Below are 21,403 nucleotides of genomic sequence, written 5' to 3' on the forward strand. Positions count from 1 at the left end.
CCTGCTCACCTCGGGTTCGCTACACGGAAGTCTTCGCTCGCCGGGCAAGGACGTCGGTGGAGACCGGGGGCAGTGATCGGCGTGGCCGCAGTGACAGCAGGGCAGTGACGAATCCGTTACCGAGAAGTGTCATGTCGACGTTCTTCAGAACGGTTCGGCGCATCAGGGCGAGGAGCGCGGCGACGCCGGTGACGGCCATCCACATCGGCAACGGGTAGAGCGTGAGACGCTCACCGAGTCCGAAGGTGAGGGTTCGGCCGAGTAGAAGTACGGCGCCGACAAGTCCTGTTGCTGCGCACAGGCCGGACCACACCGCGATCCACCGTCGGTGATTCCAGAACGCGAAGGCGAGGAGAACGAGGACGGCGTGGCGGGCGACAAAACCGGGCAGGACGGCAGTCCAGTGGACGAAGGTGCCGTCGTTGGCGGGGAACATCCCGGTGGCAGCGGTGCTCAAGGCTACGACGACGGCCAGTCCCAGTATCCATTTCTTGGCGCGGCCGCCCGGGATGTACTTGTGCAGTAATGCTGCTCCGAAAATGGTGAGCGCGCCGAGGATCATGAACGCGGCATTCATCACGTCGTGCAGGGGTGAACACGAATCGGTGCTGCAGGTTGTGACGCCCAGTGAGCTGATGGAATCGCGCGCAAAGCTGTAGGGAGTCTTCCAGGCGCCGGCGGTGAGGATCTCGACCAGTAGGTACAGGACGGAAAGGACCCAGGCGACGCCGGCGGTGCCGAGACGGAAATTGTGAGTGATCGTCATGCTCCCTGCTCGTTGGATGAATCCAACGGTACGGTAACAATCTGATAACGGCCTGTGGAAATTGCTCAGGCGGAGCGAACCAACCGTCCGGGCAGAGTTCCGAGCGCGGTGGTGTATCGGTCGATCATCGTTTCGACCAGCAGAGTGTGCGCACCGATCGTGTCCGCGAAGACCGTACCGTGGAAGGCCGCGGTTGCAGCAGTGCTGAGGCGATCGGTCAGCAGTCCGGGAGCCAAGAACCACGGAGCGACGACGATGCGTTCGGCTCCATCGTGTTCGAGAGCGGAGATGGCCTGAGCAACGGTTGGTTCCGCGGACGTGGCGAAGCAGATGCGAACGCCCGACCAGTTGGTTCCGGCAAGAAGGACAGCCGCCAACTCCGTAGTTGCGGCGTTGGCATCGGCGTCGGACGAACCGACTGCGGCGAGAGCGACCCCGACGGACGGGTCGTCCGGATGCGCGCCGGCTTCGAGGATTCTCTCGCGCACCGCCTCGGCCAATCGAACGTCACGACCCAGCACGTCGGATTGGGTCACGGCCAACTGCGGGTGGCGCAGCGCGGCAGCCGCGAGGAGTCCGGGCAAGTCGACCCGCGCGTGGAAAGCGTTGCCCAGCAACATCGGGACCACGACTGCCTGCGTGTAACCCTCCACCGCGACACCGTCCAGCACTTGGTCGATGGACGGTGCATTGAGATCGAGGAAAGCCAACCGGACATCGAGGTCGGGCCGGGCTTCACGAAGAGCTGCGACGGCAGCCGCGATCACCCGAGCTGAACGGGGATCACGGCTGCCGTGCGCAACAGCAATGAGCGGAACCATCTGCTTAGACGCGCTCGCCCAATTCGACAGCGGAAATGACGTCGCCGACCAGGCCGGCTGCGAGGGTGTTTCCACCAGCGGGATCGATCAGCAGGAAGCTGCCCGTGTGGCGGTTGACGGCATAGTCGTCGGCCACGATCGGCTCGGCCACCCGGATCGAGATCTTGCCGATCTCGTTGAGCTCGAGAGTGTCCGGGCTCTGATCCGTGGTGAGGTCCTGCTCGTTGAAACGCTCGACCAAGCTGCCCACGATGGCCTGCGTCGTGCGCGTGCCGTGCTTGAGCAGCAGACGAGCGCCGGGACGCAGCGGCTTTTCGGCCAGCCAGCAGACGGTGGCGTCGAATTCGCCGATGGGCTCCGGTGCGTCAGACGGCGAGGCGATGGTGTCGCCGCGTGAGACGTCGACGTCGTCGGCCAGGATCAGCGTGACGCTGCGCCCGGCGTGAGCGACATCCAGTTCACCGTCGGCGGTGTCGATCCGGACCACGCTGGTGCGGGTGCCCGATGGCAGGATCACCACGTCGTCGCCGGGGACGACGGAACCGGCGGCAACCTGACCTGCGTAGCCGCGGTAGTCGAGGAACTCCGCGGTGCGGGGACGGATCACGTACTGCACCGGGAAGCGCAGGCCGACGCGATGCGGCTCGGCGTCGACCGGAATCGACTCGAGGTGCTCGATCAGCGTGGGGCCGGTGTAGTACGGGGTCTTGTCCGAGCGGATGGCGACGTTGTCACCGTGCAGAGCCGACACCGGGATCTCGACGACGTCTTCACTTGCCCAGCCCAGTGAGCTGGTGAGCTCGTTGAACTCCGCGGAGATCGAGGTGAAGACCTCTTCGGGGTTCTCGACGAGGTCGATCTTGTTCACGGCGAGAACGAGCTTCGGAACACCGAGCAGCGCGAGAACGGCTGCGTGCCTACGAGTCTGCGCGATGACACCCTTGCGGGCATCGACCAGCAGGATCACGAGCTGAGCCGTCGATGCGCCGGAGACCGTGTTGCGGGTGTACTGCACGTGGCCCGGGGTATCGGCCAGCACGAACGTGCGCTTGGGAGTCGCGAAGTAGCGGTACGCCACGTCGATCGTGATGCCCTGCTCACGCTCGGCACGCAGACCGTCCACCAGAAGCGAGAGGTCAGGGGTGTCGAGACCGCGGTCCACCGACGCGCGGGTCACGGCGTCGATCTGGTCGGCGAGAACGGATTTGGTGTCGTACAACAGACGGCCCACGAGGGTGGACTTTCCGTCGTCGACGCTGCCGGCAGTTGCCAGTCTGAGCAGATCGCTCATCAGAAGTAGCCCTCTCGCTTGCGGTCTTCCATGGCCGCTTCGGAAACTCGGTCGTCGCCACGGGTTGCGCCGCGCTCGGTCAAACGTGATGCGGCAACCTCGGCGAGAATCGCTTCGTTGTCGGCTGCATCGGAGAGGACAGCGCCGGTGGTGGAGCCGTCGCCGACGGTGCGGTAACGCACCGAAAGGGTCTGCAGCTCTTCGCCTTCGGTCGGACCGCCCCAGACTCCGGGGGTCATCCACATGCCGTCGCGCTGGTACACCGGACGCTGGTGGGAGTAGTAGATGCTGGCGAGTTCGACGTTGTCGCGGGCGATGTAGCGCCAGATATCCAGCTCGGTGAAGTTGCTGAGCGGGAAGACACGCACCTGCTCGCCGGGGGAGTGGCGACCGTTGTACAGGTTCCACAGCTCCGGGCGCTGCTTCTTGGGGTCCCACTGACCGAAAGCGTTGCGCAGCGAGAAGATCCGCTCCTTGGCGCGGGCGCGCTCCTCGTCGCGTCGAGCGCCACCGAAGACGGCGTCGAAGCGGTTCTCGGAGATCGCGTCCAGCAACGGAACGGTCTGCAGCGGGTTGCGGATACCGTCGGGACGCTCGGTGAGGCGACCGTCCGCGATGTACTCCTCGACGCTGGCCACGTGCAGGCGCAGGTTGTACTTCGCCACGACGTGGTCGCGGAAGTCGAGAACTTCCTGCAGGTTGTGGCCGGTGTCGACGTGCAGCAGTGTGAACGGCAACGGCGCAGGCCAGAAGGCCTTGATGGCCAGGTGCAGAAGCACCGTGGAGTCCTTGCCGCCCGAGAACAGGATGACCGGGCGTTCGAACTCGCCGGCTACCTCTCGGAAGATGTGGATTGCTTCGGACTCGAGGGCGTCGAGGGTATCGAACTGCGTGCCGTCGAGCTGAGGCCGTGAGGGTGTCAAATCAACTGTCATGATGCGTGCAACCCGCATTCTGTCTTGGAGGCACCGGCCCAACGACCGCTACGCGGATCGCTGCCGGGGGCTGGCTTGCTGGTGCAGGGCGCGCAGCCGATGGATGGATAGCCCTCGTCGACAAGTGGATTGACGAGGATGGAATGGGTGTCGATGTAGTTCTGCATCTCCTCGTCCGACCACGGCGCGATCGGGTTGATCTTGACGAGTCCGAAGCCTTCGTCGAAGGAGATCAGGGGAGCGTTGGCGCGGGTGGGGGCCTCGACGCGGCGGATGCCGGTCACCCACGCGCTGTAGCCGGACAGAGTCTGCTTGAGTGGTGCGACCTTGCGGAGTGCGCAGCAGCGGTTGGGATCGCGGGCGAAGAGGTCTTTGCCTTCGGCGATGTCCTGCTCACCGACGCTGGCGAGTGCGCGAGCGTTGATGACGTTGACGCCGTACACCTGCTCGACAGCGTCACGCGTGCCGATGGTCTCGGGGAAGTGGTAGCCGGTGTCGAGGAAGAGTACGTCGACGCCTGGATGTACCTGTGCGGCAAGGTGAACCAGCACCCCGTCCTGCATGTTCGACGCAACAATGTACGAGTCACCGAACGTGTCCTCGGTCCACTGCAACAGTTCCTGTGCGCTGGCGCCGTCGAGTTCTACGGCGCCGCGCTCGGCGATTGCGCGAAGTTCGTCGGTGCTTGCTCGCGAAATGTCCACTGTCATCGCAAATCTCCTTCGTCTGCTCGCACTGCCCATTCGGCGAACCGCTCACCTTCGTTGCGGTTCTTCGCGAACTGGCGTACGACGCGGTCGATGTAGTCACCCATCTCGAGGCTGGTGACCTTGTGCTGGCGCAGCTTGCGTCCGAAGGCGCTGTCGAATCCGAGGCTGCCTCCCAGGTGAACCTGGAAACCCTCCACTTGATTCCCGTCACCGTCGTCGACGAGCTGGCCCTTGAAGCCGATGTCCGCGACCTGCGAGCGGGCGCACGAGTTGGGGCAGCCGTTGATGTTGATGGTGATCGGCACGTCGAGCTGGCTGTTGATGTCGGCCAGACGCTCTTCGAGTTCCGGAACGAGAACCTGTGAGCGCTTGCGGGTCTCGGCAAACGAGAGCTTGCAGAACTCGATGCCGGAGCACGCCATGAGGTTTTTGCGCCAGTGCGACGGGCGCGCGGGCAGGCCCAGTGCGTCGAGGTCGGCGATGAGAGGCTCCAGGGTCTCGTCGGCAACGTCGAGGATGATGAGCTTCTGGTACGGGGTGAAGCGGATCCGGTCGCTGCCGGCCTTCTCCGCCGCATCGGCGACCTGTCCCAGGATGTCGCCGGAGACGCGGCCGGCGATCGGTGCGAAACCGACTGCGTTGAGGCCGTTTCGGGTCTTCTGGATGCCGACGTGATCGATCGGGCGCGTGGGCTTCTCCGGTGCGGGACCGTCGATGAGCGGACGCTTGAGGTACTCGGTCTCGAGAACCTCACGGAACTTCTCGATGCCCCAGTCCTTGATGAGGAACTTGAGCCTGGCCTTGGCGCGCAGACGACGGTAGCCGTAGTCGCGGAAGATCGAGACGACACCTTCCCAGACGTCGGGAACCTCGTCGAGCGGAATCCAGGCGCCGACGCGCTGCGCGAGCATCGGGTTGGTGGAGAGGCCGCCGCCGACCCAGAGGTCGAGACCGGGACCGTGCTCGGGGTGGTTCACGCCGATGAAGGCGATGTCGTTGATCTCGTGAACGACATCCTGCTGACCGGAGATGGCGGTCTTGAACTTGCGCGGCAGGTTGGAGTACTTGGGGTCACCGATGTAGCGGCGCACGATCTCGTCGATCGCGGGAGTGGGATCGAGGACCTCGTCGAGTGATTCGCCGGCCAGGGGTGAACCGAGGACAACGCGGGGGCAGTCACCGCACGCTTCGGTGGTCTTGAGTCCGACGGCTTCGAGACGCTTCCAGATCTCCGGGACGTTCTCGACCTCGATCCAGTGGAACTGCACGTTCTCACGGTCGGACAGGTCGGCGGTGTTCCGGCCGAACTCCTTCGAGATACCGGAGATGGTGCGCAGCTGTTCGACGTTGAGCGCGCCGGCGTCGCAGCGCACTCGCATCATGAAGTACTTGGCCTCGAGGAGGTCGAGGTTCTCGTCGCCGGTGAAGGTGCCGTCGTATCCCTCTTCGCGCTGGGTGTAGAGACCCCACCAACGGAACCGGCCACGCAGGTCGCTCTTGTCGATGCTGTCGAAACCCTGCTTCGAGTAGATGTTCTCGATGCGCGCTCGCACGTTGAGCGGGTTGTCGTCCTTCTTGGCCTGCTCGTTGGCGTTGAGCGGCTCGCGGTATCCGAGGGCCCACTGACCTTCGGCGCGCTGCTTCGTGGGGCGAGCAGCGCGAGCAGGCCGTGCCGCGGCGGGCGCTGCCGACTCGGCAGTCTGGGCGGCGTCGGTTGTCGACGTCATCGATGAACTCCTGGATCTTCGGCGGTGTTGATCAGGCGCGAGGCACACAAACGCTGCAGCGTTGTGACTCTGTCCGATCGGGGTGCACCGGACCGTGTCGAGTGAGGGGGCTGTCCTCGGGCTCGAAAGGCTTGCGGCCGGCAGATGTGCTCACCAAGCAGGCAGCGAAAACGCTGAAGGCTGGGGAAACAGGTGGAGATGAGCGGGGAAGGCTGGTTGATCAGATGAAGATCAACAGCAACAACAATGCAGACACGTGGAACTGCACACGCGCTTGAAGTCGACGTGGCGACGCGCCACAAGTCGTACTCCGAGTCCGGTCATGCGGACCATTGTGCCACGTCAACTCGATAATTCCGACTCGGGGACCTATTTCCACGAAATTTGGGGGAAATAGCGTGCTCAGGGGACTTGGTAGGCGGACCTGGTCGACGAATAGGTGGGCGCGCGCGATGCTGGGAGACTGGTGGAGTGAATGCCACCGCTACAACCCCCTTCGTGTTGCCCGCTGCGTCGATCGAGGGCGTCGGGACGCGGCCGTTCGGAATTTACGTTCACGTCCCGTTCTGCGCGACGCGGTGTGGCTACTGCGACTTCAACACGTACACGGCAGGCGAGTTGGGAACCTCGGCGTCGCCACAGTCCTGGTTGGAAGGGCTCAAACGCGAACTCGACCTCGCGGCAGCGATGACGGGGGCTCCGGCAGCGGAGACGGTGTTCGTCGGCGGCGGCACCCCGTCGCTTCTGGGCGGCGACGGCTTGTCTGAGGTGCTCGGGGCGGTACGCAGCAGTTTCGGCTTGGCGGCCGGTGCGGAGGTGACGACGGAATCGAATCCCGAATCGACATCGCCGGAGTTCTTCGACGCTCTGCGGAGCGCGGGTTTCACGCGAATATCTCTCGGCATGCAGTCGGCGGCCCAGCATGTGCTCAAGATCCTGGATCGCACCCACACGCCGGGTAGGGCAGTGGCGGCCGCCAAAGAGGCTCGCGCCGCAGGGTTCGCGCACGTCAATCTCGACTTGATCTACGGAACGCCGGGGGAGCGGGACGAGGATCTCGACGCGTCTCTCGATGCGGTGCTCTCGGCCGGCGTCGACCACGTTTCGGCGTACGCGCTCATCGTCGAGGACGGTACCGCGATGGCGCGCAAGGTCCGTCGTGGTGAATTACCCGCTCCCGACGACGATGTCTTGGCGTCGCGATACGAACGGATCGACGCGCGCCTGTCCGCGGCGGGCTTGAACTGGTACGAGGTCTCCAACTGGGCCAAGGCGGAAACGGCGGAGTCGGGGGACACGCGTTGCCGTCACAACCTCGGTTACTGGGACGGCGGCGACTGGTGGGGTGCGGGTCCCGGTGCACATAGCCATGTCGGCGGAGTGCGGTGGTGGAACGTCAAGCATCCGGCGCGCTATGCGGAGCAGCTCGCTCAGGGTGAGCTGCCCGTCGGTGGCAGTGAGGAACTGTCCGCCGACGATATTCACATGGAGCGGGTGATGCTGACCGCGAGGTTGCGTACCGGACTACCGTTGGCGGAATTAACTGTGTCCGAACGCAATTCGGCCGATCAGGTTGTTGCCGACGGTTTGGCGATCGTCGATGACGATCATCTGATCCTGACCGATCGTGGTCGGCTGCTCGCCGACGCTGTCATCCGCACGGTACTGACCTGAGCGGCTACTTCGGGTAGATGTTCGTCACCTGTGTGACGTTGTCGTCTCCCCAGGAAATGATGGTGCCGTCGGCTTTCAGGGCTGATGAATGGTTCGCGCCGGCCTTGATGGCGGTGAAGCCGCTACCCCTGGGCGTATTCGTGACCTGTCTGTTGTTGTCCCAGCCCCACGAAGTAATGGTGCCGTCGGCTTTCAGGGCGACCGAGTGGTGGGCTCCGGCGGCGACGGCGGTGAAGCCGCTGCCCTGAGGAGAGTTGGTGACTACCCGGTGGCTGTCGCCTCCCCAGGAAATGACGGTGCCGTCGGCTTTCAGCGCCACCGAGTGATAGTTGCCCGCTGCGATGGCGGTGAATCCGTTTCCGGCTGGGGTGTTCGTGACCTGGTTGAAGCCGTCGTCTCCCCAGGAGGTGATGGTGCCGTCGGCTTTCAGGGCCACCGAATGGCTGTCGCCGGCGGCGATGGCGGTGAAGTCGCTGCCGGTGGGCGTGTTCGTGACCTGGTGGTAGGTGTCCCAGCCCCAGGAGGTGATGGTGCCGTCGGCTTTCAGCGCCGCCGAATGGTAGGTGCCGGTGGCGATAGCGGTGAAGCCACTACCGGTGGGAGTGTTCGCGACCAGCTTGGAGCCGTCGTTTCCCCACGACGTGATGGTGCCGTCGGATTTCAGCGCCAGCGAATGGCTGCCGCCTTCGGCGTAGGCGGTGAAGCCACTACCCTGCGGGGTCTTCGCGACCAGCGCGGAACCGTCCCATCCCCAGTACGTCGCGTTTCCGAGTGGTTCGACCGGCACGTCATCCGGTCTGGCCGCAGCGATCGCCACAGCAGCGAGAGTGAGCACACCTCCAGTCACTACGACGGCGAGACCCTGGAAACGACTGCCGGGGCGTAGTCGGCGCCGGTGAACCATGGCAGTGCCTCTCTGCGGCAAAATTCCGCACAGGGGCGGTGCGGCACCGACGGTAACCACTGAGCAAAGATAACGGACAGTTCGGTCAAAAGCACGCATTATTTCTGGCCATTTTTGTCCAGTGCGTATATCTGGACGAAACTGGCCGTTCAGATGTGGTTGCGGGGTGCTCGATTATTGGGCGATGCCGAACAGCAGTGCGTCGATTCCGGCCTCGAATGCCGTGTTGTTGTCGATCGATTCCGTTGCGGAGGAGTTGATATCGGCGCTTGCATAGAGCGCAACCAGATGTGGATAGTCGCCATGAGTGAGTAGTGCACTGATGTGTTCGGCTCCGCTGTCGGCCGAGGAACCCGCGGACAGGCCGGCGGCTTCCTGCGCTGCGAAGCTGGTCACCCATCCCGTGAGCAATGCAATTCCGGTCATCGTCGCTGTGGCACTCAACCCGGTCGGTGACAGCGCGCCCGCCATCTGGTCGAGGTATCGCATCGACTGTGGGCCGAGGCTGGTCGGCTGGATCTGACTCAGCCAGGGGTGCCGGTGGTGAATACCGCGTGACTGCACGGTGATTGCGAGGATGTCGGTGCGGACGTCTCCGGTCAAAGCCGGGTAGTCGTATTCGGCGCCGACGGAGTCGGCCATGAGCGCCATCAGGTCGTCCTTGCCGTTGACATACCGGTACAGCGACGCTGCGGCCGTCCCGAGATCCTGCGCGACAAGGCGCATCGACACCGCGCGGAGTCCCTGGGCGTCGGCGATTCGGACACAGGCATCGGCAAGTTGTTCCAGCGTGTAGGCGGGGCGGGGTCCTCGTTTGGTGTCCTCGCCTCGCAGCCACAGCGAGGCCGGTGGTCCGGCGTTGGTCATAACACCAAGCATGCCCCACTTCAGCAGTTGCGAACACTGTTCGCAGTTGTCTATTCTTTTATTGCGAACACTGTTCCCAATTTAGGAGGTTGACGTGCCGGCTATCGAAGCGGAATCGCTCACCAGGCGTTACGGAAAACGCACGGTGGTCGACGGTGTGGATCTGAGCGTTCCGGCAGGGAGTGTTCACGCACTGCTCGGGCCGAACGGGTCCGGCAAGACAACGATCGTGCGGATGCTTGCAACGCTGTTGCGGCCGAGTGCGGGTAGTGCTCGCATTCTCGGATTCGACACCGTCCGCGATGCCGTGCAGGTGAAGAAGAACATCGGGTTGGTTGGACAGTTTCATGCCGTCGACCCCCGTCTGACCGGCGCGGAAAACCTCACCATGTTTGCCCGGCTCAATGGATATGCGCCCAAGGCTGCCCGTCGGCACGCGGGGGAACTACTCGAAAGATTTGATCTCGTGGATGCCGCCGACCAGCAGGTGCAGACGTATTCCGGCGGCATGCGAAGGCGGCTCGACATCGTAGCGGGAATGGTGGTGCGCCCGGCAGTTCTGTTTCTCGACGAGCCGACGACGGGTCTCGATCCGAGAAGCCGGCACGAAATCTACGACTACGTACGGAGTTTCGTGAATGACGGCACGACCGTCGTCTTGACAACTCAATACCTCGACGAGGCCGACAAGTTGGCGGACGCCGTCACCATCATCGACGAGGGACGGGTGGTCGCTGCCGGAACGCCGGACGAGATCGTCGAGGTAGCCGGCACGGGACTCGACGTGGTGATCGTCGACGAGCAGCGATGCGCTGACGTCACCGGGATTGTCGGGCGATTCGGCGGCCGGCCAGGCGCTTCCGACGAATCGGCGACGGAACTGTCCTTTGCCTTCGACGGGCAGTCGATCGCACTGCTGCCGATACTGCGAGCGCTCGACGACGCGGGAATTGCCGTACAGGACATCGGGCGTCGCCGGGCAACACTGGACGACGCCTTCCTGGCCCTCACCGGCCACACCAGCGAGAGGATTTCCGCATGACCACACCCACCCGAACTGTCGTCTCGGCGTTCACCGGCACCCGAATCCTGTTTCTGCGGATCGTTGCAGTGTATCGCCATGCGCCCGCACTGGTAGCGGTGACTCTTGCTGCGCCCCTTGGCATGATGCTGCTGTTCGGCTTCGTGTTCGGTGGCGCGCTGTCCGGCGGTGCCGACGGGGCCGCGTATCGGTCGTATCTCACTCCGGGAGTGCTTGTTCTGGTGGCGGCGATGGGCTTGGTGGTCACCGCCTCGACAGTGAACGCGGACCTGCACAGTGGCCTGACCGACCGACTACGCGCCTTGCCCATCGGGCCCGTTGCCATGCCGGCGGGTCTGGCGCTGGCGGAAACCGTCACCGGCGTACTGGCTTTGGCGGCCATGGCGGGAGTCGGGTATCTGTCGGGATGGCGGATCGATGCGTCGGCCACGGACGTGGCGCTTGCGATACTGCTGCTCGTGGCATTTCGATGGGCACTGGCGTGGCTCGGGATCGTGCTCGGCAGCGCAATCCGGGACGAGCAGATGCTTCAGCAGCTCGCCCCGCTGATCTTCGGAACAATCATGCTCTCGAACGTTTTTGTCCCGACGGAGACAATGCCGAGTGTTGTTGCGACGGTGGCCGAGTGGAATCCCGTCAGCGCGGTGGTGGCGGCGTTGCGTGAGCTGTTCGGTTCGGATACCGGTGTTGCACCCGATGCATCCTGGCCCATGCAGCATCCCGTCGCAGCAGCGTTCGGTTGGACTGCCGTACTACTTGCGGTCGCGGTTCCGATCGCGGTGCGGCGCTACTCCTCATCGCAGTAGCCGCACTGCCCGCGTGACCGCACTGCGGCGTAACCTCAGCTGCGTGGCCCTCATACACAGCGCGACACTGAATCCGTCGAAGATCGACCTGCTCAGGGCGTGGGTGCCTGAGCAACCGTGGACCGGATCCGCCGATACGTCGAGCCTCGATCACATCGACGCCTACCGCTTCGATGATCCGGACGGCGAGGTCGGGATCGAGACCCATCTGCTCCGCACGGCGGACGGCTCGGTTCTCCAGGTTCCGCTCACGTACCGAGGCGCTCCACTCGCCGGAGCGGAAGCCTTCCTGATCTCCACCATGGACCATTCCGTCCTGGGGGAGCGGTGGGTCTACGACGCGTGCTGCGATCCCGCGTATGTCCTCGCACTGGCAACGACCATCCGCACCGGGGGAACGGAAGCGGCACTGGAGTTCGCGAATCCCGGCAGCGCCAAGGAGGTCACAATGCACGTGGTGGGCAGCGGGTCCGGCGAGGTTCCGGCGATCGATGCGGTGATGCGCTCGACGGTGACGTGCTCGACAGTGGGTTCGGAAACCACGATCACGTCCGGTCCGTTGGAGTTGACGGTGGTCAGAGTGGTCGACGCCGCAGCCGAATTCGGCGGTCTCACCCTGACCGGTACGTGGCCCGGCCAGGCTGATCCCGCGTTGCTTGCATCGCTGCAGATCGGTTAGTGCGAACCTTCGATGATTCCGGGCATCGCGTCGTAATCGAAGACCCGAGCATGGAGAACCACACGATTTCGCAGCGCTGAACGCACTGCCCGGTGCAGGCCGTCTTCGAGATACAGGGTGCCCTTCCACTGGACGGCGTGCGGAAAGAGATCGCCGTAGAACGTGGAGTCCTCCGACAGCAGGCGGTCGAGTTCGAGGACCTTGGTGGTGGTCACGATCTCGTCGAGCCGGACCTGACGCGGCGGAAATTTGGACCAGTCACGAAGGGACAGTCCGTGGTCGGGATACGGCTTGCCGTCCATAACGCCCTTGAAAATCATGACTCCACAGTAAGGGCAACACCCGAGACTGGCGCTCGGGCGATTAGACTGCCAGTTGAGATCAGTGCACAGAGCGCAGGAAACGGAGGTCGCAACTATGTCGAGTACCGACGACAGGCGATTCGAGGTCCTGCGGGCGATCGTCGCGGATTACGTTTCCACGCAGGATCCGGTCGGGTCGAAGGCTCTGGTCGAGCGTCACAATCTTGGCGTGTCGAGCGCCACCGTGCGCAACGACATGGCGTTTCTCGAAGCCGAGGGCTACATCGCCCAGCCTCACACCAGTTCGGGGCGCGTGCCGACGGACAAGGGATATCGCGAGTTCGTCGACCGCATCGCGGACGTCAAACCGCTGTCCGGACCTGAGCGCCGCGCCATTCTGGAATTTCTGGAATCCGGCGTAGACCTCGACGACGTGCTGCGGCGCGGTGTGCGTCTGCTGGCTCAATTGACCCGGCAGGTAGCCGTGGTTCAGTATCCGACGCTGTCGGCGTCGTCGGTCCGTCATCTCGAAGTGGTGGCGTTGACCCCGGCGAGGCTGCTCCTTGTTCTCATCACCGACTCCGGGCGAGTCGATCAGCGCATCGTCGAGTTGGGCGACGTCCTCGTGGACGAGGATCTGTCCAGGTTGCGTGCACTGCTGGGCGGCGCGCTGGAAGGCAAGCGCCTGGCTGCCGCGTCCATCGCCGTCTCCGAACTGGCCGACGAGGCTCCCGACGATCTGCGCGACGCCGTTGTCCGGTCCGCGACGATCCTGGTCGAGACACTGGTCGAGCATCCCGAGGAGCGTCTGGTGCTCGGCGGGACGGCCAACCTGACGCGCAATGCCTCCGACTTCTCCGGGCTGGCCGGATTCCCGGGCTCGTTGCGGGCGGTGCTCGAAGCGCTCGAAGAGCAGGTTGTGGTGCTGAAACTGCTGGCCTCGACCCAGAACGCCGGGATGGTTACCGTCCGGATCGGTGAAGAAACTCAGGTCGAGCAAATGCGCGGAACCTCCGTGATTTCGACGGGCTACGGTGCGGCCGGTACCGTTTTCGGTGGTGTCGGTGTGCTCGGTCCCACTCGGATGGACTATCCGGGAACAATTGCATCGGTTGCCGCCGTTGCCAGATACATCGGCGAAGTCCTCTCCGAACGATGACGCGCGTCGCCGCCGGCGGACGCTCCTCTTCGTGAGGTACGAGGAAAACTAGAAGTAAGAGAAGGACGAGAGAAAAAACGTGGCACGGGATTACTACGGATTGCTCGGCGTCGACAAGAACGCGACCGACCAGGAACTCAAGCGCGCATACCGCAAACTGGCTCGCGAACTGCACCCTGACGTCAACCCCGACGAGGCAGCGCAGGCTCGGTTCAAGGAGATCTCGACGGCGTACGAGGTTCTCACCGATCCGGAGAAGCGTCGCATCGTGGACCTCGGCGGCGATCCCCTCGAATCCGGTGGAGGCGGCGGTGGCGGCTTCGGCGGTGGATTCGGCGGCGGTGGCCTCGGCGACGTCTTCGAAGCGTTCTTCGGCGGCGGCGGTGGCGCGGGCCGTGGACCTCGCGGACGAGTGCAGCCCGGTGCCGATTCCCTGCTGCGTACCAAACTGACTCTCGAAGAATGTGCGACGGGCGTCAGCAAGCACGTCACCGTCGAGACCGCGATTCTGTGTGACAGTTGCACGGGCGCCGGCACGAACGGTGATTCCAAGCCTGTCCGTTGTGAGACGTGTAACGGCGCCGGTGAAGTGCAGTCGGTCCAGCGTTCGTTCCTCGGCCAGGTCATGACCTCGCGTCCGTGCCCCACGTGCCGCGGCGCCGGCGAGACCATCCCCGATCCCTGCCACAAGTGTGGTGGCGACGGCCGCGTGCGCGCGAAGCGTGACATCACCGTGAAGGTTCCGGCAGGTGTTGCCGGCGGCATGCGTATCCGCCTGACCGCGCAGGGTGAGGTCGGCCCCGGCGGCGGACATCCCGGTGATCTGTACGTCGAAATCGTCGAGCAGCAGCATGAGGTCTTCGTCCGCGACGGCGAAGATCTGCACTGCACCATTCGCGTCCCCATGGTCGATGCGGCACTGGGTACGACGGTCACCGTCGACACCATCATCGACGGACCCAAGGAAATCTCCATCGAACCAGGAACTCAGCCCGGTCACGTCGCTGTCCTGCGTGGACACGGTATGCCGAAGTTGCGGTCCGGTACGCGCGGCGATCTCCACGCTCACCTCGAAGTGGTCATCCCGAGTCGCCTCGACAACAAGCAGTCCAAGTTGCTCAAGGAATTCAAGCTGCTCCGCGATCGTGACGAGGCCGAAGTTGTCTCCACCGGGTCGCAGAACAGCGGCGGGTTGTTCTCGCGTCTTCGCGAAGCATTCAGCGGCCGCTGACGGTGGCTGCGACGGTCTTTTTCCTCGACCCCGTTCCGGGTGTCGGTGAGACTGCAGTTCTGGACGGTCCGGAGGGTCGCCATGCGGCGACCGTCCGCCGGATCGGTGTCGGTGAGCGACTTGTGTTGGCAGATGGCCGTGGCCGTGTCGCCGATGCCGAGGTGACCAGCGCCGGGAAAGATCGCCTGGAACTTCTGGTCAGTGACGTACAGGTACTCGAGCAGCCGAAACCGCTCGTGACGCTCGTTCAGGCATTGCCGAAGGCCGAGCGTTCCGAGTTGGCTGTCGAGCTGGCAACCGAGGCCGGTGTCGACGCCGTCATTCCCTGGCAGTCACTGCGATGCGTCGCCAAATGGGAGGGCGCGAAGCTCACCAAGGGTGTCGCTCGTTGGCGTAGCGCCGCTGTGTCGGCGGCCAAGCAGTCGCGTCGGGCATTCGTTCCGGAGATCGCCGAACTGCACAAGACCCCGGCTGTGGTTGCGCTGGTTCGCGACGCCGTGGCCCGAGGCGCCGTCGTCGCCGTTCTGCACGAGTCCGCGACGACGCCGCTGGCCGCACTGCCACTCGCCGGCGCTGACGAGGTGTTCCTCGTTGTCGGACCCGAAGGTGGGCTCGACGACTCGGAGATCGCGGCGCTCTCGGACGCCGGCGCAACTCCGGTACTACTCGGCCCGACCGTTCTGCGAACGTCGACGGCGGGCGCAGTTGCATTGGGGGCAATCGGGGTCCTGACCGATCGCTGGGGACCACGACCACTGCACTGAGTGTGTGACTTCAAGCCGATTGAGACCTTGCGCTCAGCGAAGTGTCAGCCATGAGCACTATCGTTGAAATCGCCCGGCGGCATTCCGCGGGTTCGTTCGGAAATCTCAGGAGGAATGATGCGCTCACGTGCGCATAAGCGAGTTGCCGTCGCGGTGGCTGCCGTCGCGGCAATGATGCTGGCTGTGGGGTGCACCGTATCCACTGACGACAAGGCCGATCCGGCGGCGAGTGCTGTTGCCACCACGGCAACCAGTGTCGCCGTCATCTCCGTGTCGCCTGCAGAAGGTGGCACTCCGATCAATCCGCTCGACCCCGTCACCGTCGAGGTCGCCAAGGGCACTTTGACGAGCGTCACCCTCACCAATCCGGACGGTAAGGACGTCGCCGGAATCATCACCCCGGACAAGACCGCGTGGAAGCCGAGTGAACCGCTCGGCTACGACAAGTCCTACGACCTGGTTGTCGATGCGGTCGACGCGAATGGTGTTGCCACAACCAAGAACACGACGCTCACCACCGTCGCCCCGAGCAATCAGACGCGTGCCTACATCAACACCACCGGCGGCGCGTCCATCTCCGAGGGTGGCACGTACGGCGTCGGCACAGTTGTTGCGGTTCACTTCGACGAATCGATCGGTGACAAAGCCGCTGCCGAGAAGTCGCTACTGGTGACGACCAATCCGCCGGTCACCGGATCCTGGTACTGGGTGGACAGTCAGAACGTGCACTGGCGCCCGCAGGAGTACTACACGCCGGGAACCACGGTGTCGGTGAGCGCGAACATCTACGGCAAAGAGTTGGGCAAGGGCCTGTACGGCGAGCAGGACGATACGGTCGCCTTCACGATCGGTGACTCGCACATCTCCATTGCCGACGACAACACCAAGATGGTGACCGTGTACGAAAACGGTCAGGTGATCAAGGAAATGCCGACGTCCATGGGCATGGGTGGAACCGAAACCATCGGCGACACAACACTGTCCTTCTGGACACAGCCCGGCACCTACACGGTGATGGACAAGGCAAACCCGGTCATCATGGACTCGTCGACGTACGGCCTGCCGATCAATTCGCGGCTCGGGTACAAGGAGTCCATCAACTGGGCGACGCGTATCAGCACCGATGGTATCTACCTGCACGAGTTGGAAAGTACGGTGTGGGCTCAGGGCAACACCGACACGTCGCACGGTTGCCTCAATCTCAGTGCGGCCAATGCCAAGTGGTTCTTCGACTTCGCGCAGCCCGGTGACGTCGTCGAGATCAAGAACACCGGTGGCGCACCGCTCGAGGTGTGGCAGAACGGCGACTGGACCCTCTCGTGGGCAGAGTGGGCCGCGGGCAGCGCGCTCGCCTGAGCTAGGTTCTCCTGGTGTCTCGGAACAAGATTTCCTACGGTTCCCACGCTCAGCAGTTCGGTCATCTGTACGTTCCCGATACTGCTGACGGACCGGTCCCTGTTGTGATGGCTATTCACGGCGGATTCTGGAGTGGTCAGTACAGCCTGATTCTCGGCACCGCATTTGCCGTTGAACTCGCGCGAGCTGGTGTGGCGGTGTGGAACATCGAGTACCGCAGACTCGGAGCCGGCGGCGGCTGGCCGGAGATGTCGGCCGACGTGAAAGCTGCGTACGACGCGATTCCCGGGATTGTGGCCGAGGCGTCCGAGGTCGAATTCGACCTGACACAGGTCCGCCTGCTGGGGCACTCCGCCGGTGGGCACCTCGCCGTCTGGCTGGCGGGGGAGAAGGACGTGTTCACCCGCCCGGAACGCGTTGTCGCCCAAGCCGCAGCCCTGGATCTGGCGTCGGCGGCCGAGCGTGGTCGACGCATCAGCTACATCGAGGATCTCTTCGGTGTTCCCTTCGAATCCGATCCTGATCTGTATCGCACTGCGTCACCGCAACATCGGTTGCCGATCGGTGTACCCGTCGTCTGTGTGACGGGCAGTGACGACATGCAAGTGCCGGCCAAAGTCAGTGCCCGGTATGTGACAGCGGCGCAGGCGGCTGGTGATCCCGCGGTTTTGAGTGTGGTCGAGGGCGAGGGGCACGATGCATTTCTCTCGCCCTCGACGCAGTCGTGGCGGGTCTCCCGCGAATTGGTGCTTGACGAAGACCCGCCGGCTCCGATCACGTCACACTGACACCGGAGCTTTCTTGCCGGGCAGGATGAACGCGACGACGATCGCGCCGACGAGCAGTGCGAGGCCGCCTGCCCAACTGGCGGCCGAGATCGCGTCGGCGTACGCGGCACCGGCCGCATCGAGCAGCGGCTGAGCCTGAGCTGCGGCCACGGGGTTGCCTGCCAACTCTTCGGCGACCAGGGACGCGCCGCCGACGGATTCTCCGGACACCTCCAGCGCGTAGGCGGCTTGCTGCGCCAATTCGCCGGTCAGTTCCGGGACCTGCATTCCGCCGATGAAACCCGCAATCGAATCTTTGTAGCTCGCAGCCAGAATCGAGCCGAGGATGGCAATGCCGAGCGATCCGCCGAGTTCGATGGCGGTGTCGTTGAGGCCGCCCGCAGCTCCGAGATCGTCTTCGGAGAAGCTGTCCATGATGGCGTCGGTGGCCGGTGGTTCACTGAGGCCGATTCCGAGACCGAGCAGGATCAGCGGGACCGCGAACATCCAGTAGCCGGAGTCGCCGTTCACCTGCGTGAGGATGAGGACGCCGATCGCAGCGATGAACATGCCGCCGACGATGGATGCGCGGACACCGATCAGCGGGGTGATCCGGCCGCTGACCACTGCGCCGATCGACACGGCAATTGCCAAGGGCAACAGACGAACACCGGTTTCGAGCGCCCCGTATCCGAGAATGAACTGGAATTGCTGCGAGATGTAGTAGATAGCGCCGAAAGCGGCCAGGAACAGGAGCAGCACTGCCAGAGTTGCGCCGCCGACCACACGCTGACCGAGCTTACGGACGTCGAGCAGTGGTTGTGGGTGACGCAGTTCCCAGGCGACAAACAGCGCGAGGCCGACTACGGCGAGCGCTGCTGCGCCGATGGGCCCGGCAGTCCACCCGAAGTGGAAGCCGTTGATGATCGAATAGACCAGCGCGCCGATGGTGACAACAGACAGCGCGCCGCCGATCCAGTCGATACGGCCGAGGTGCTCGGCCTTGCTCGGTGGAACCAGGAACACAGCCGCAAGTGCGGCGACCGCGGCGATCGGGACGTTGATCAGGAATGTGGCGCTCCACGAATGACTTTCGAGAATCCAGCCGGCCAGCAGGGGGCCGAGCGCGATGGCGAGACCTGAGGTGGCCGCCCAGGCCGCGATGGCGCGGGAGCGTTCGGATTTCGGGAAGGTCGCGACCAGGAGGGACAGCGTCGCGGGCATGATGATCGCGGCGCCGACGCCCATGATCATGCGCGCCGCAATGACGGCGTTGGTGGTGTCGGCGATGCTGCCGAAGACTGCGCCCGCGGCGAAGACCGCGAGTCCGGCGAGGAGGGCCCCGCGGCGGCTGTACTTGTCGCCGATTACGCCGAACAGCAACATCAGCGCAGCGTAGGGGACGGTGTAGCCGTCGATGACCCATTGAAGTTGTGTGCTGGTGAGTCCGAGATCGCGTGTCATGTCCGGTGCCGCGACGATCAGCGCTGTATTTGCCATGACGACGATCAGCAGGCTCAGACACAACACCCCCAGTGCTGCCCATCGCCGTGAGTACGGCTGGTCCATTTCTGCGACAGGTTTGCTCATGAGAGTTGTCATGGCTCGACTCCGTTTCTGATCAATTTGCACACTGCTGTGTAAGTTAATAACTTGCACAGCATTGTGCAACTATCATTGATTCAGATCACATCAGGAAAGGTGGACAGCGCGTTGACGGAATCGGGAACAGCTGCGCCGGGAACGCGTCAACGTCGCAGTCAGGCGCGGGCGAATCGCAGCCGCATCATCGAAGCGGCGATCACGGCATTCGCGGCCGATCCCGACGCGAGCATGGACGACGTGGCAAAGGCCGCCGGCGTCGTGCGGCGGACCGTGTACGCACATTTCGAGAGCCGCGACGCCCTGATCAACGGCATCGTGGACGAGGCATCCGCTGATCTGGTCGCGGCTTTGAGTCGCGCGGGGGAGCCTCCCGAGGATCCGGAATTGGCAACCGCGGTACTGGCGTTGTTGGCCTGGCCGGTGGGAGACAGGTTCCGGGTGCTGCTCAGTTTCGCCCGAAAGGAATTGGGCGAGCAGCGCATCCTCGACCTGATGGAACCCGCTCGCGCCTTGAGTATCAGGGTGGTCGAGCAGGGTCAGCGAGAAGGGACCTTTTCGACCTATCTACCGGCTGAAACCTTGGTCGCGATGACAGAATCGGTGACGATCACGCTGTTCGACCAGGCCAACACCGGGGTGATCACCGACTCGGGAGAGTCATTCGCGATCGTGTGCCTCGTGCTGGTCGGGATCAGCCCGGAACGGAGCGCGGAGGTAGTCGCAGACGCCTGGAAATGGATCCGAAAGTCAGTGCCGCCCGCTGCGCCCGCGGAATAACAAGGTGCTCGCGGATTAACAAGTGGGCGGTGTCGGACTCGGACGCTAGACTTCGAAGTATCGGAGCCCACGGGTCGAGCGGGCTCTTTCGGACCAGGAAGCAGGCCATATTCTCCACGTGAGTGAACACAGTGAGTTCGGCGGCAACCGTACATCCACCGTTACCGAGCGCGCTCTGCCCGCAGAGCGCACCGTCCGATCGAGTATGGACCTGGCGCCGGAGACCGTGCGTCAACTCCTGGGATCGACGGACGAAAACCTCACCGCGATCGAACGTGAGCTTTCTGCCGATATTCACGTTCGTGGCGGCACCATCACACTGTCCGGAACACCAGCAGACGTTGCTCTCGCAGAGCGAGTATTTGCCGAGCTGGCTGTGCTGGCCAGGCGCGGGCAGCCCATCGCACCCGACGCTGTCCGCAGAACCATCGGCATGCTCACCAACGAGGTCGGGGAATCCCCAGCCGAGGTGCTCTCGCTCGACATTCTGTCGCGGCGTGGCAAGACCATTCGTCCCAAGACGCTCAACCAGAAGCGCTACGTCGACGCGATCGACGAGAACACCATCGTGTTCGGCATCGGGCCGGCAGGCACCGGCAAGACCTATCTCGCGATGGCCAAGGCCGTGCAGGCCTTGCAGTCCAAGTCGGTCTCCCGCATCATCCTGACCCGTCCGGCTGTCGAGGCAGGCGAGCGATTGGGATTCCTGCCCGGCACGTTGCACGAGAAAATCGACCCGTATCTGCGCCCACTTCACGACGCGTTGCACGACATGATGGATCCCGAAGCCATTCCGAAATTGATGGCGGCGGGGGTCATCGAGGTGGCGCCGTTGGCGTACATGCGTGGTCGCACCCTCAACGATGCCTTCATCATCTTGGACGAGGCGCAGAACACCACGGCCGAACAGATGAAGATGTTCCTCACCAGGCTCGGCTTCGGATCCAAGATCGTCGTCACCGGAGACGTCACGCAGGTCGACCTGCCGGGCGGTGCGCGATCGGGCCTACGGGCGGCATCCGAAATCCTCACGGGCATCAACGATATTCACTTCGCGAAGCTCGACAGCAGCGACGTCGTGCGTCACCGTTTGGTCTCCGACATCGTCGACGCCTACGAACGTCACGAAACGGATCGCGACGGGGAGCCCAGGCTCGGCAACCGGGCACAACGCCGCGCTGCACATGCTCATTCACCTCGACGGTAGGCTGAGCGACGCA

21 protein-coding genes are annotated in these 21,403 nt (G+C 63.9%); 11 read left to right on the forward strand and 10 right to left on the reverse strand.

Annotation, left to right across the window (positions count from 1 at the left end):
* Positions 1 to 19: 19 nt before the first annotated feature.
* The 6 genes from FFI94_RS10420 to FFI94_RS10445 form a co-directional block, all read right to left on the reverse strand.
* On the reverse strand, positions 20 to 766 hold the full coding sequence (locus tag FFI94_RS10420; RefSeq protein ID WP_138872882.1) for a DUF998 domain-containing protein: 747 nt from the start codon (positions 764 to 766) through the stop codon (positions 20 to 22).
* Positions 767 to 831: 65 nt separating this feature from the next.
* Positions 832 to 1,587 carry a sirohydrochlorin chelatase gene (locus FFI94_RS10425; protein ID WP_138872883.1) on the reverse strand — a complete coding sequence of 252 codons (756 nt, stop codon included), beginning with the start codon at positions 1,585 to 1,587 and terminating at the stop codon, positions 832 to 834.
* A 4-nt stretch (positions 1,588 to 1,591) separates the two neighbouring features.
* Positions 1,592 to 2,878 (reverse strand): sulfate adenylyltransferase subunit 1, encoded by a 1,287-nt coding sequence (locus FFI94_RS10430; RefSeq protein WP_138872884.1) that lies wholly within the window; start codon positions 2,876 to 2,878, stop codon positions 1,592 to 1,594.
* A complete protein-coding gene (gene cysD / locus FFI94_RS10435) occupies positions 2,878 to 3,813 on the reverse strand; it encodes a sulfate adenylyltransferase subunit CysD (protein ID WP_138872885.1) in 936 nt (311 codons plus the stop codon). Before cysD ends, FFI94_RS10430 begins: the two co-directional genes overlap by 1 nt.
* Positions 3,810 to 4,523 (reverse strand): phosphoadenylyl-sulfate reductase, encoded by a 714-nt coding sequence (locus tag FFI94_RS10440; RefSeq protein ID WP_138872886.1) that lies wholly within the window; start codon positions 4,521 to 4,523, stop codon positions 3,810 to 3,812. Before FFI94_RS10440 ends, cysD begins: the two co-directional genes overlap by 4 nt.
* Positions 4,520 to 6,250, reverse strand: coding sequence for a nitrite/sulfite reductase (locus FFI94_RS10445; RefSeq protein ID WP_138872887.1), 1,731 nt, complete (start codon positions 6,248 to 6,250; stop codon positions 4,520 to 4,522). The genes FFI94_RS10440 and FFI94_RS10445 overlap by 4 nt, the downstream gene beginning before the upstream one ends.
* Positions 6,251 to 6,721: 471 nt before the next feature.
* On the opposite strand from FFI94_RS10445, the gene hemW reads away from it, so the two are divergent.
* Positions 6,722 to 7,924, forward strand: coding sequence for a radical SAM family heme chaperone HemW (hemW, locus tag FFI94_RS10455; protein ID WP_138872888.1), 1,203 nt, complete (start codon positions 6,722 to 6,724; stop codon positions 7,922 to 7,924).
* A 4-nt stretch (positions 7,925 to 7,928) separates the two neighbouring features.
* Here hemW and FFI94_RS10460 read toward each other — a convergent pair whose 3' ends face one another.
* Positions 7,929 to 8,828, reverse strand: coding sequence for a hypothetical protein (locus tag FFI94_RS10460; protein WP_185993173.1), 900 nt, complete (start codon positions 8,826 to 8,828; stop codon positions 7,929 to 7,931).
* Between the two features lie 174 nt (positions 8,829 to 9,002).
* Positions 9,003 to 9,695 carry a TetR/AcrR family transcriptional regulator gene (locus FFI94_RS10465; RefSeq protein WP_260683990.1) on the reverse strand — a complete coding sequence of 231 codons (693 nt, stop codon included), beginning with the start codon at positions 9,693 to 9,695 and terminating at the stop codon, positions 9,003 to 9,005.
* A gap of 94 nt (positions 9,696 to 9,789) precedes the next feature.
* Between FFI94_RS10465 and FFI94_RS10470 the strand changes: the two genes are divergently transcribed.
* From FFI94_RS10470 to FFI94_RS10480, 3 genes are read left to right on the forward strand one after another with little or no spacing between them, the layout of a single operon-like run.
* Positions 9,790 to 10,737, forward strand: coding sequence for an ATP-binding cassette domain-containing protein (locus FFI94_RS10470; protein ID WP_138872891.1), 948 nt, complete (start codon positions 9,790 to 9,792; stop codon positions 10,735 to 10,737).
* On the forward strand, positions 10,734 to 11,543 hold the full coding sequence (locus tag FFI94_RS10475) for an ABC transporter permease (protein ID WP_138872892.1): 810 nt from the start codon (positions 10,734 to 10,736) through the stop codon (positions 11,541 to 11,543). Before FFI94_RS10470 ends, FFI94_RS10475 begins: the two co-directional genes overlap by 4 nt.
* Before the next feature lie 43 nt (positions 11,544 to 11,586).
* The gene (locus FFI94_RS10480; RefSeq protein ID WP_138872893.1) at positions 11,587 to 12,222 is read left to right on the forward strand and encodes a CG0192-related protein; all 636 of its coding nucleotides are present in this window, start codon (positions 11,587 to 11,589) and stop codon (positions 12,220 to 12,222) included.
* Here FFI94_RS10480 and FFI94_RS10485 read toward each other — a convergent pair.
* The gene (locus FFI94_RS10485; protein WP_033232977.1) at positions 12,219 to 12,542 is read right to left on the reverse strand and encodes a type II toxin-antitoxin system VapB family antitoxin; all 324 of its coding nucleotides are present in this window, start codon (positions 12,540 to 12,542) and stop codon (positions 12,219 to 12,221) included. The two genes, FFI94_RS10480 and FFI94_RS10485, sit on opposite strands and share 4 nt — an antisense overlap.
* Before the next feature lie 97 nt (positions 12,543 to 12,639).
* Between FFI94_RS10485 and hrcA the strand changes: the two genes are divergently transcribed.
* The 5 genes from hrcA (at position 12,640) to FFI94_RS10510 (ending at position 17,822) form a co-directional block, all read left to right on the forward strand.
* On the forward strand, positions 12,640 to 13,683 hold the full coding sequence (hrcA, locus tag FFI94_RS10490; RefSeq protein ID WP_033232979.1) for a heat-inducible transcriptional repressor HrcA: 1,044 nt from the start codon (positions 12,640 to 12,642) through the stop codon (positions 13,681 to 13,683).
* A gap of 79 nt (positions 13,684 to 13,762) precedes the next feature.
* Positions 13,763 to 14,914, forward strand: a complete 1,152-nt coding sequence (gene dnaJ, locus FFI94_RS10495) for a molecular chaperone DnaJ (RefSeq protein ID WP_138872894.1) — start codon at positions 13,763 to 13,765, stop codon at positions 14,912 to 14,914.
* Positions 14,915 to 14,916: 2 nt separating this feature from the next.
* A complete protein-coding gene (locus tag FFI94_RS10500) occupies positions 14,917 to 15,678 on the forward strand; it encodes a 16S rRNA (uracil(1498)-N(3))-methyltransferase (protein ID WP_138872895.1) in 762 nt (253 codons plus the stop codon).
* A 117-nt stretch (positions 15,679 to 15,795) separates the two neighbouring features.
* Positions 15,796 to 17,034 (forward strand): Ig-like domain-containing protein, encoded by a 1,239-nt coding sequence (locus tag FFI94_RS10505; protein ID WP_138873716.1) that lies wholly within the window; start codon positions 15,796 to 15,798, stop codon positions 17,032 to 17,034.
* A 14-nt stretch (positions 17,035 to 17,048) separates the two neighbouring features.
* On the forward strand, positions 17,049 to 17,822 hold the full coding sequence (locus tag FFI94_RS10510; protein ID WP_138872896.1) for an alpha/beta hydrolase: 774 nt from the start codon (positions 17,049 to 17,051) through the stop codon (positions 17,820 to 17,822).
* Here the strand turns inward: FFI94_RS10510 and FFI94_RS10515 are convergent.
* Positions 17,814 to 19,403: an MFS transporter gene (locus FFI94_RS10515; protein ID WP_138872897.1), complete on the reverse strand. Its 1,590-nt coding sequence runs from the start codon at positions 19,401 to 19,403 to the stop codon at positions 17,814 to 17,816. The two genes, FFI94_RS10510 and FFI94_RS10515, sit on opposite strands and share 9 nt — an antisense overlap.
* A gap of 99 nt (positions 19,404 to 19,502) precedes the next feature.
* Between FFI94_RS10515 and FFI94_RS10520 the strand changes: the two genes are divergently transcribed.
* Both FFI94_RS10520 and FFI94_RS10525 read left to right on the forward strand, forming a co-directional pair.
* Complete coding sequence (locus tag FFI94_RS10520) at positions 19,503 to 20,183, forward strand: TetR/AcrR family transcriptional regulator (RefSeq protein WP_138872898.1); 681 nt, start codon at positions 19,503 to 19,505, stop codon at positions 20,181 to 20,183.
* Positions 20,184 to 20,301: 118 nt separating this feature from the next.
* A complete protein-coding gene (locus tag FFI94_RS10525; RefSeq protein ID WP_378660079.1) occupies positions 20,302 to 21,390 on the forward strand; it encodes a PhoH family protein in 1,089 nt (362 codons plus the stop codon).
* The last annotated feature ends 13 nt before the right edge of the window (positions 21,391 to 21,403 follow it).

The sequence above is a fragment of the Rhodococcus sp. KBS0724 genome (assembly GCF_005938745.2).
Classification (GTDB): domain Bacteria; phylum Actinomycetota; class Actinomycetes; order Mycobacteriales; family Mycobacteriaceae; genus Rhodococcus_F.

What these genes read in the sequence shown, in the direction of transcription:
- FFI94_RS10445 (WP_138872887.1), bottom strand. Translation starts at nt 6,250, where the DNA reads ATGACGTCGACAACCGACGCCGCCCAGACTGCCGAGTCGGCAGCGCCC.
- FFI94_RS10475 (WP_138872892.1), top strand. Translation starts at nt 10,734, where the DNA reads ATGACCACACCCACCCGAACTGTCGTCTCGGCGTTCACCGGCACCCGA.
- FFI94_RS10465 (WP_260683990.1), bottom strand. Translation starts at nt 9,695, where the DNA reads ATGACCAACGCCGGACCACCGGCCTCGCTGTGGCTGCGAGGCGAGGAC.
- FFI94_RS10485 (WP_033232977.1), bottom strand. Translation starts at nt 12,542, where the DNA reads ATGATTTTCAAGGGCGTTATGGACGGCAAGCCGTATCCCGACCACGGA.
- FFI94_RS10420 (WP_138872882.1), bottom strand. Translation starts at nt 766, where the DNA reads ATGACGATCACTCACAATTTCCGTCTCGGCACCGCCGGCGTCGCCTGG.
- FFI94_RS10460 (WP_185993173.1), bottom strand. Translation starts at nt 8,828, where the DNA reads ATGGTTCACCGGCGCCGACTACGCCCCGGCAGTCGTTTCCAGGGTCTC.
- FFI94_RS10515 (WP_138872897.1), bottom strand. Translation starts at nt 19,403, where the DNA reads ATGACAACTCTCATGAGCAAACCTGTCGCAGAAATGGACCAGCCGTAC.
- FFI94_RS10505 (WP_138873716.1), top strand. Translation starts at nt 15,796, where the DNA reads ATGCGCTCACGTGCGCATAAGCGAGTTGCCGTCGCGGTGGCTGCCGTC.
- FFI94_RS10440 (WP_138872886.1), bottom strand. Translation starts at nt 4,523, where the DNA reads ATGACAGTGGACATTTCGCGAGCAAGCACCGACGAACTTCGCGCAATC.
- FFI94_RS10430 (WP_138872884.1), bottom strand. Translation starts at nt 2,878, where the DNA reads ATGAGCGATCTGCTCAGACTGGCAACTGCCGGCAGCGTCGACGACGGA.
- FFI94_RS10425 (WP_138872883.1), bottom strand. Translation starts at nt 1,587, where the DNA reads ATGGTTCCGCTCATTGCTGTTGCGCACGGCAGCCGTGATCCCCGTTCA.
- cysD (WP_138872885.1), bottom strand. Translation starts at nt 3,813, where the DNA reads ATGACAGTTGATTTGACACCCTCACGGCCTCAGCTCGACGGCACGCAG.
- hrcA (WP_033232979.1), top strand. Translation starts at nt 12,640, where the DNA reads ATGTCGAGTACCGACGACAGGCGATTCGAGGTCCTGCGGGCGATCGTC.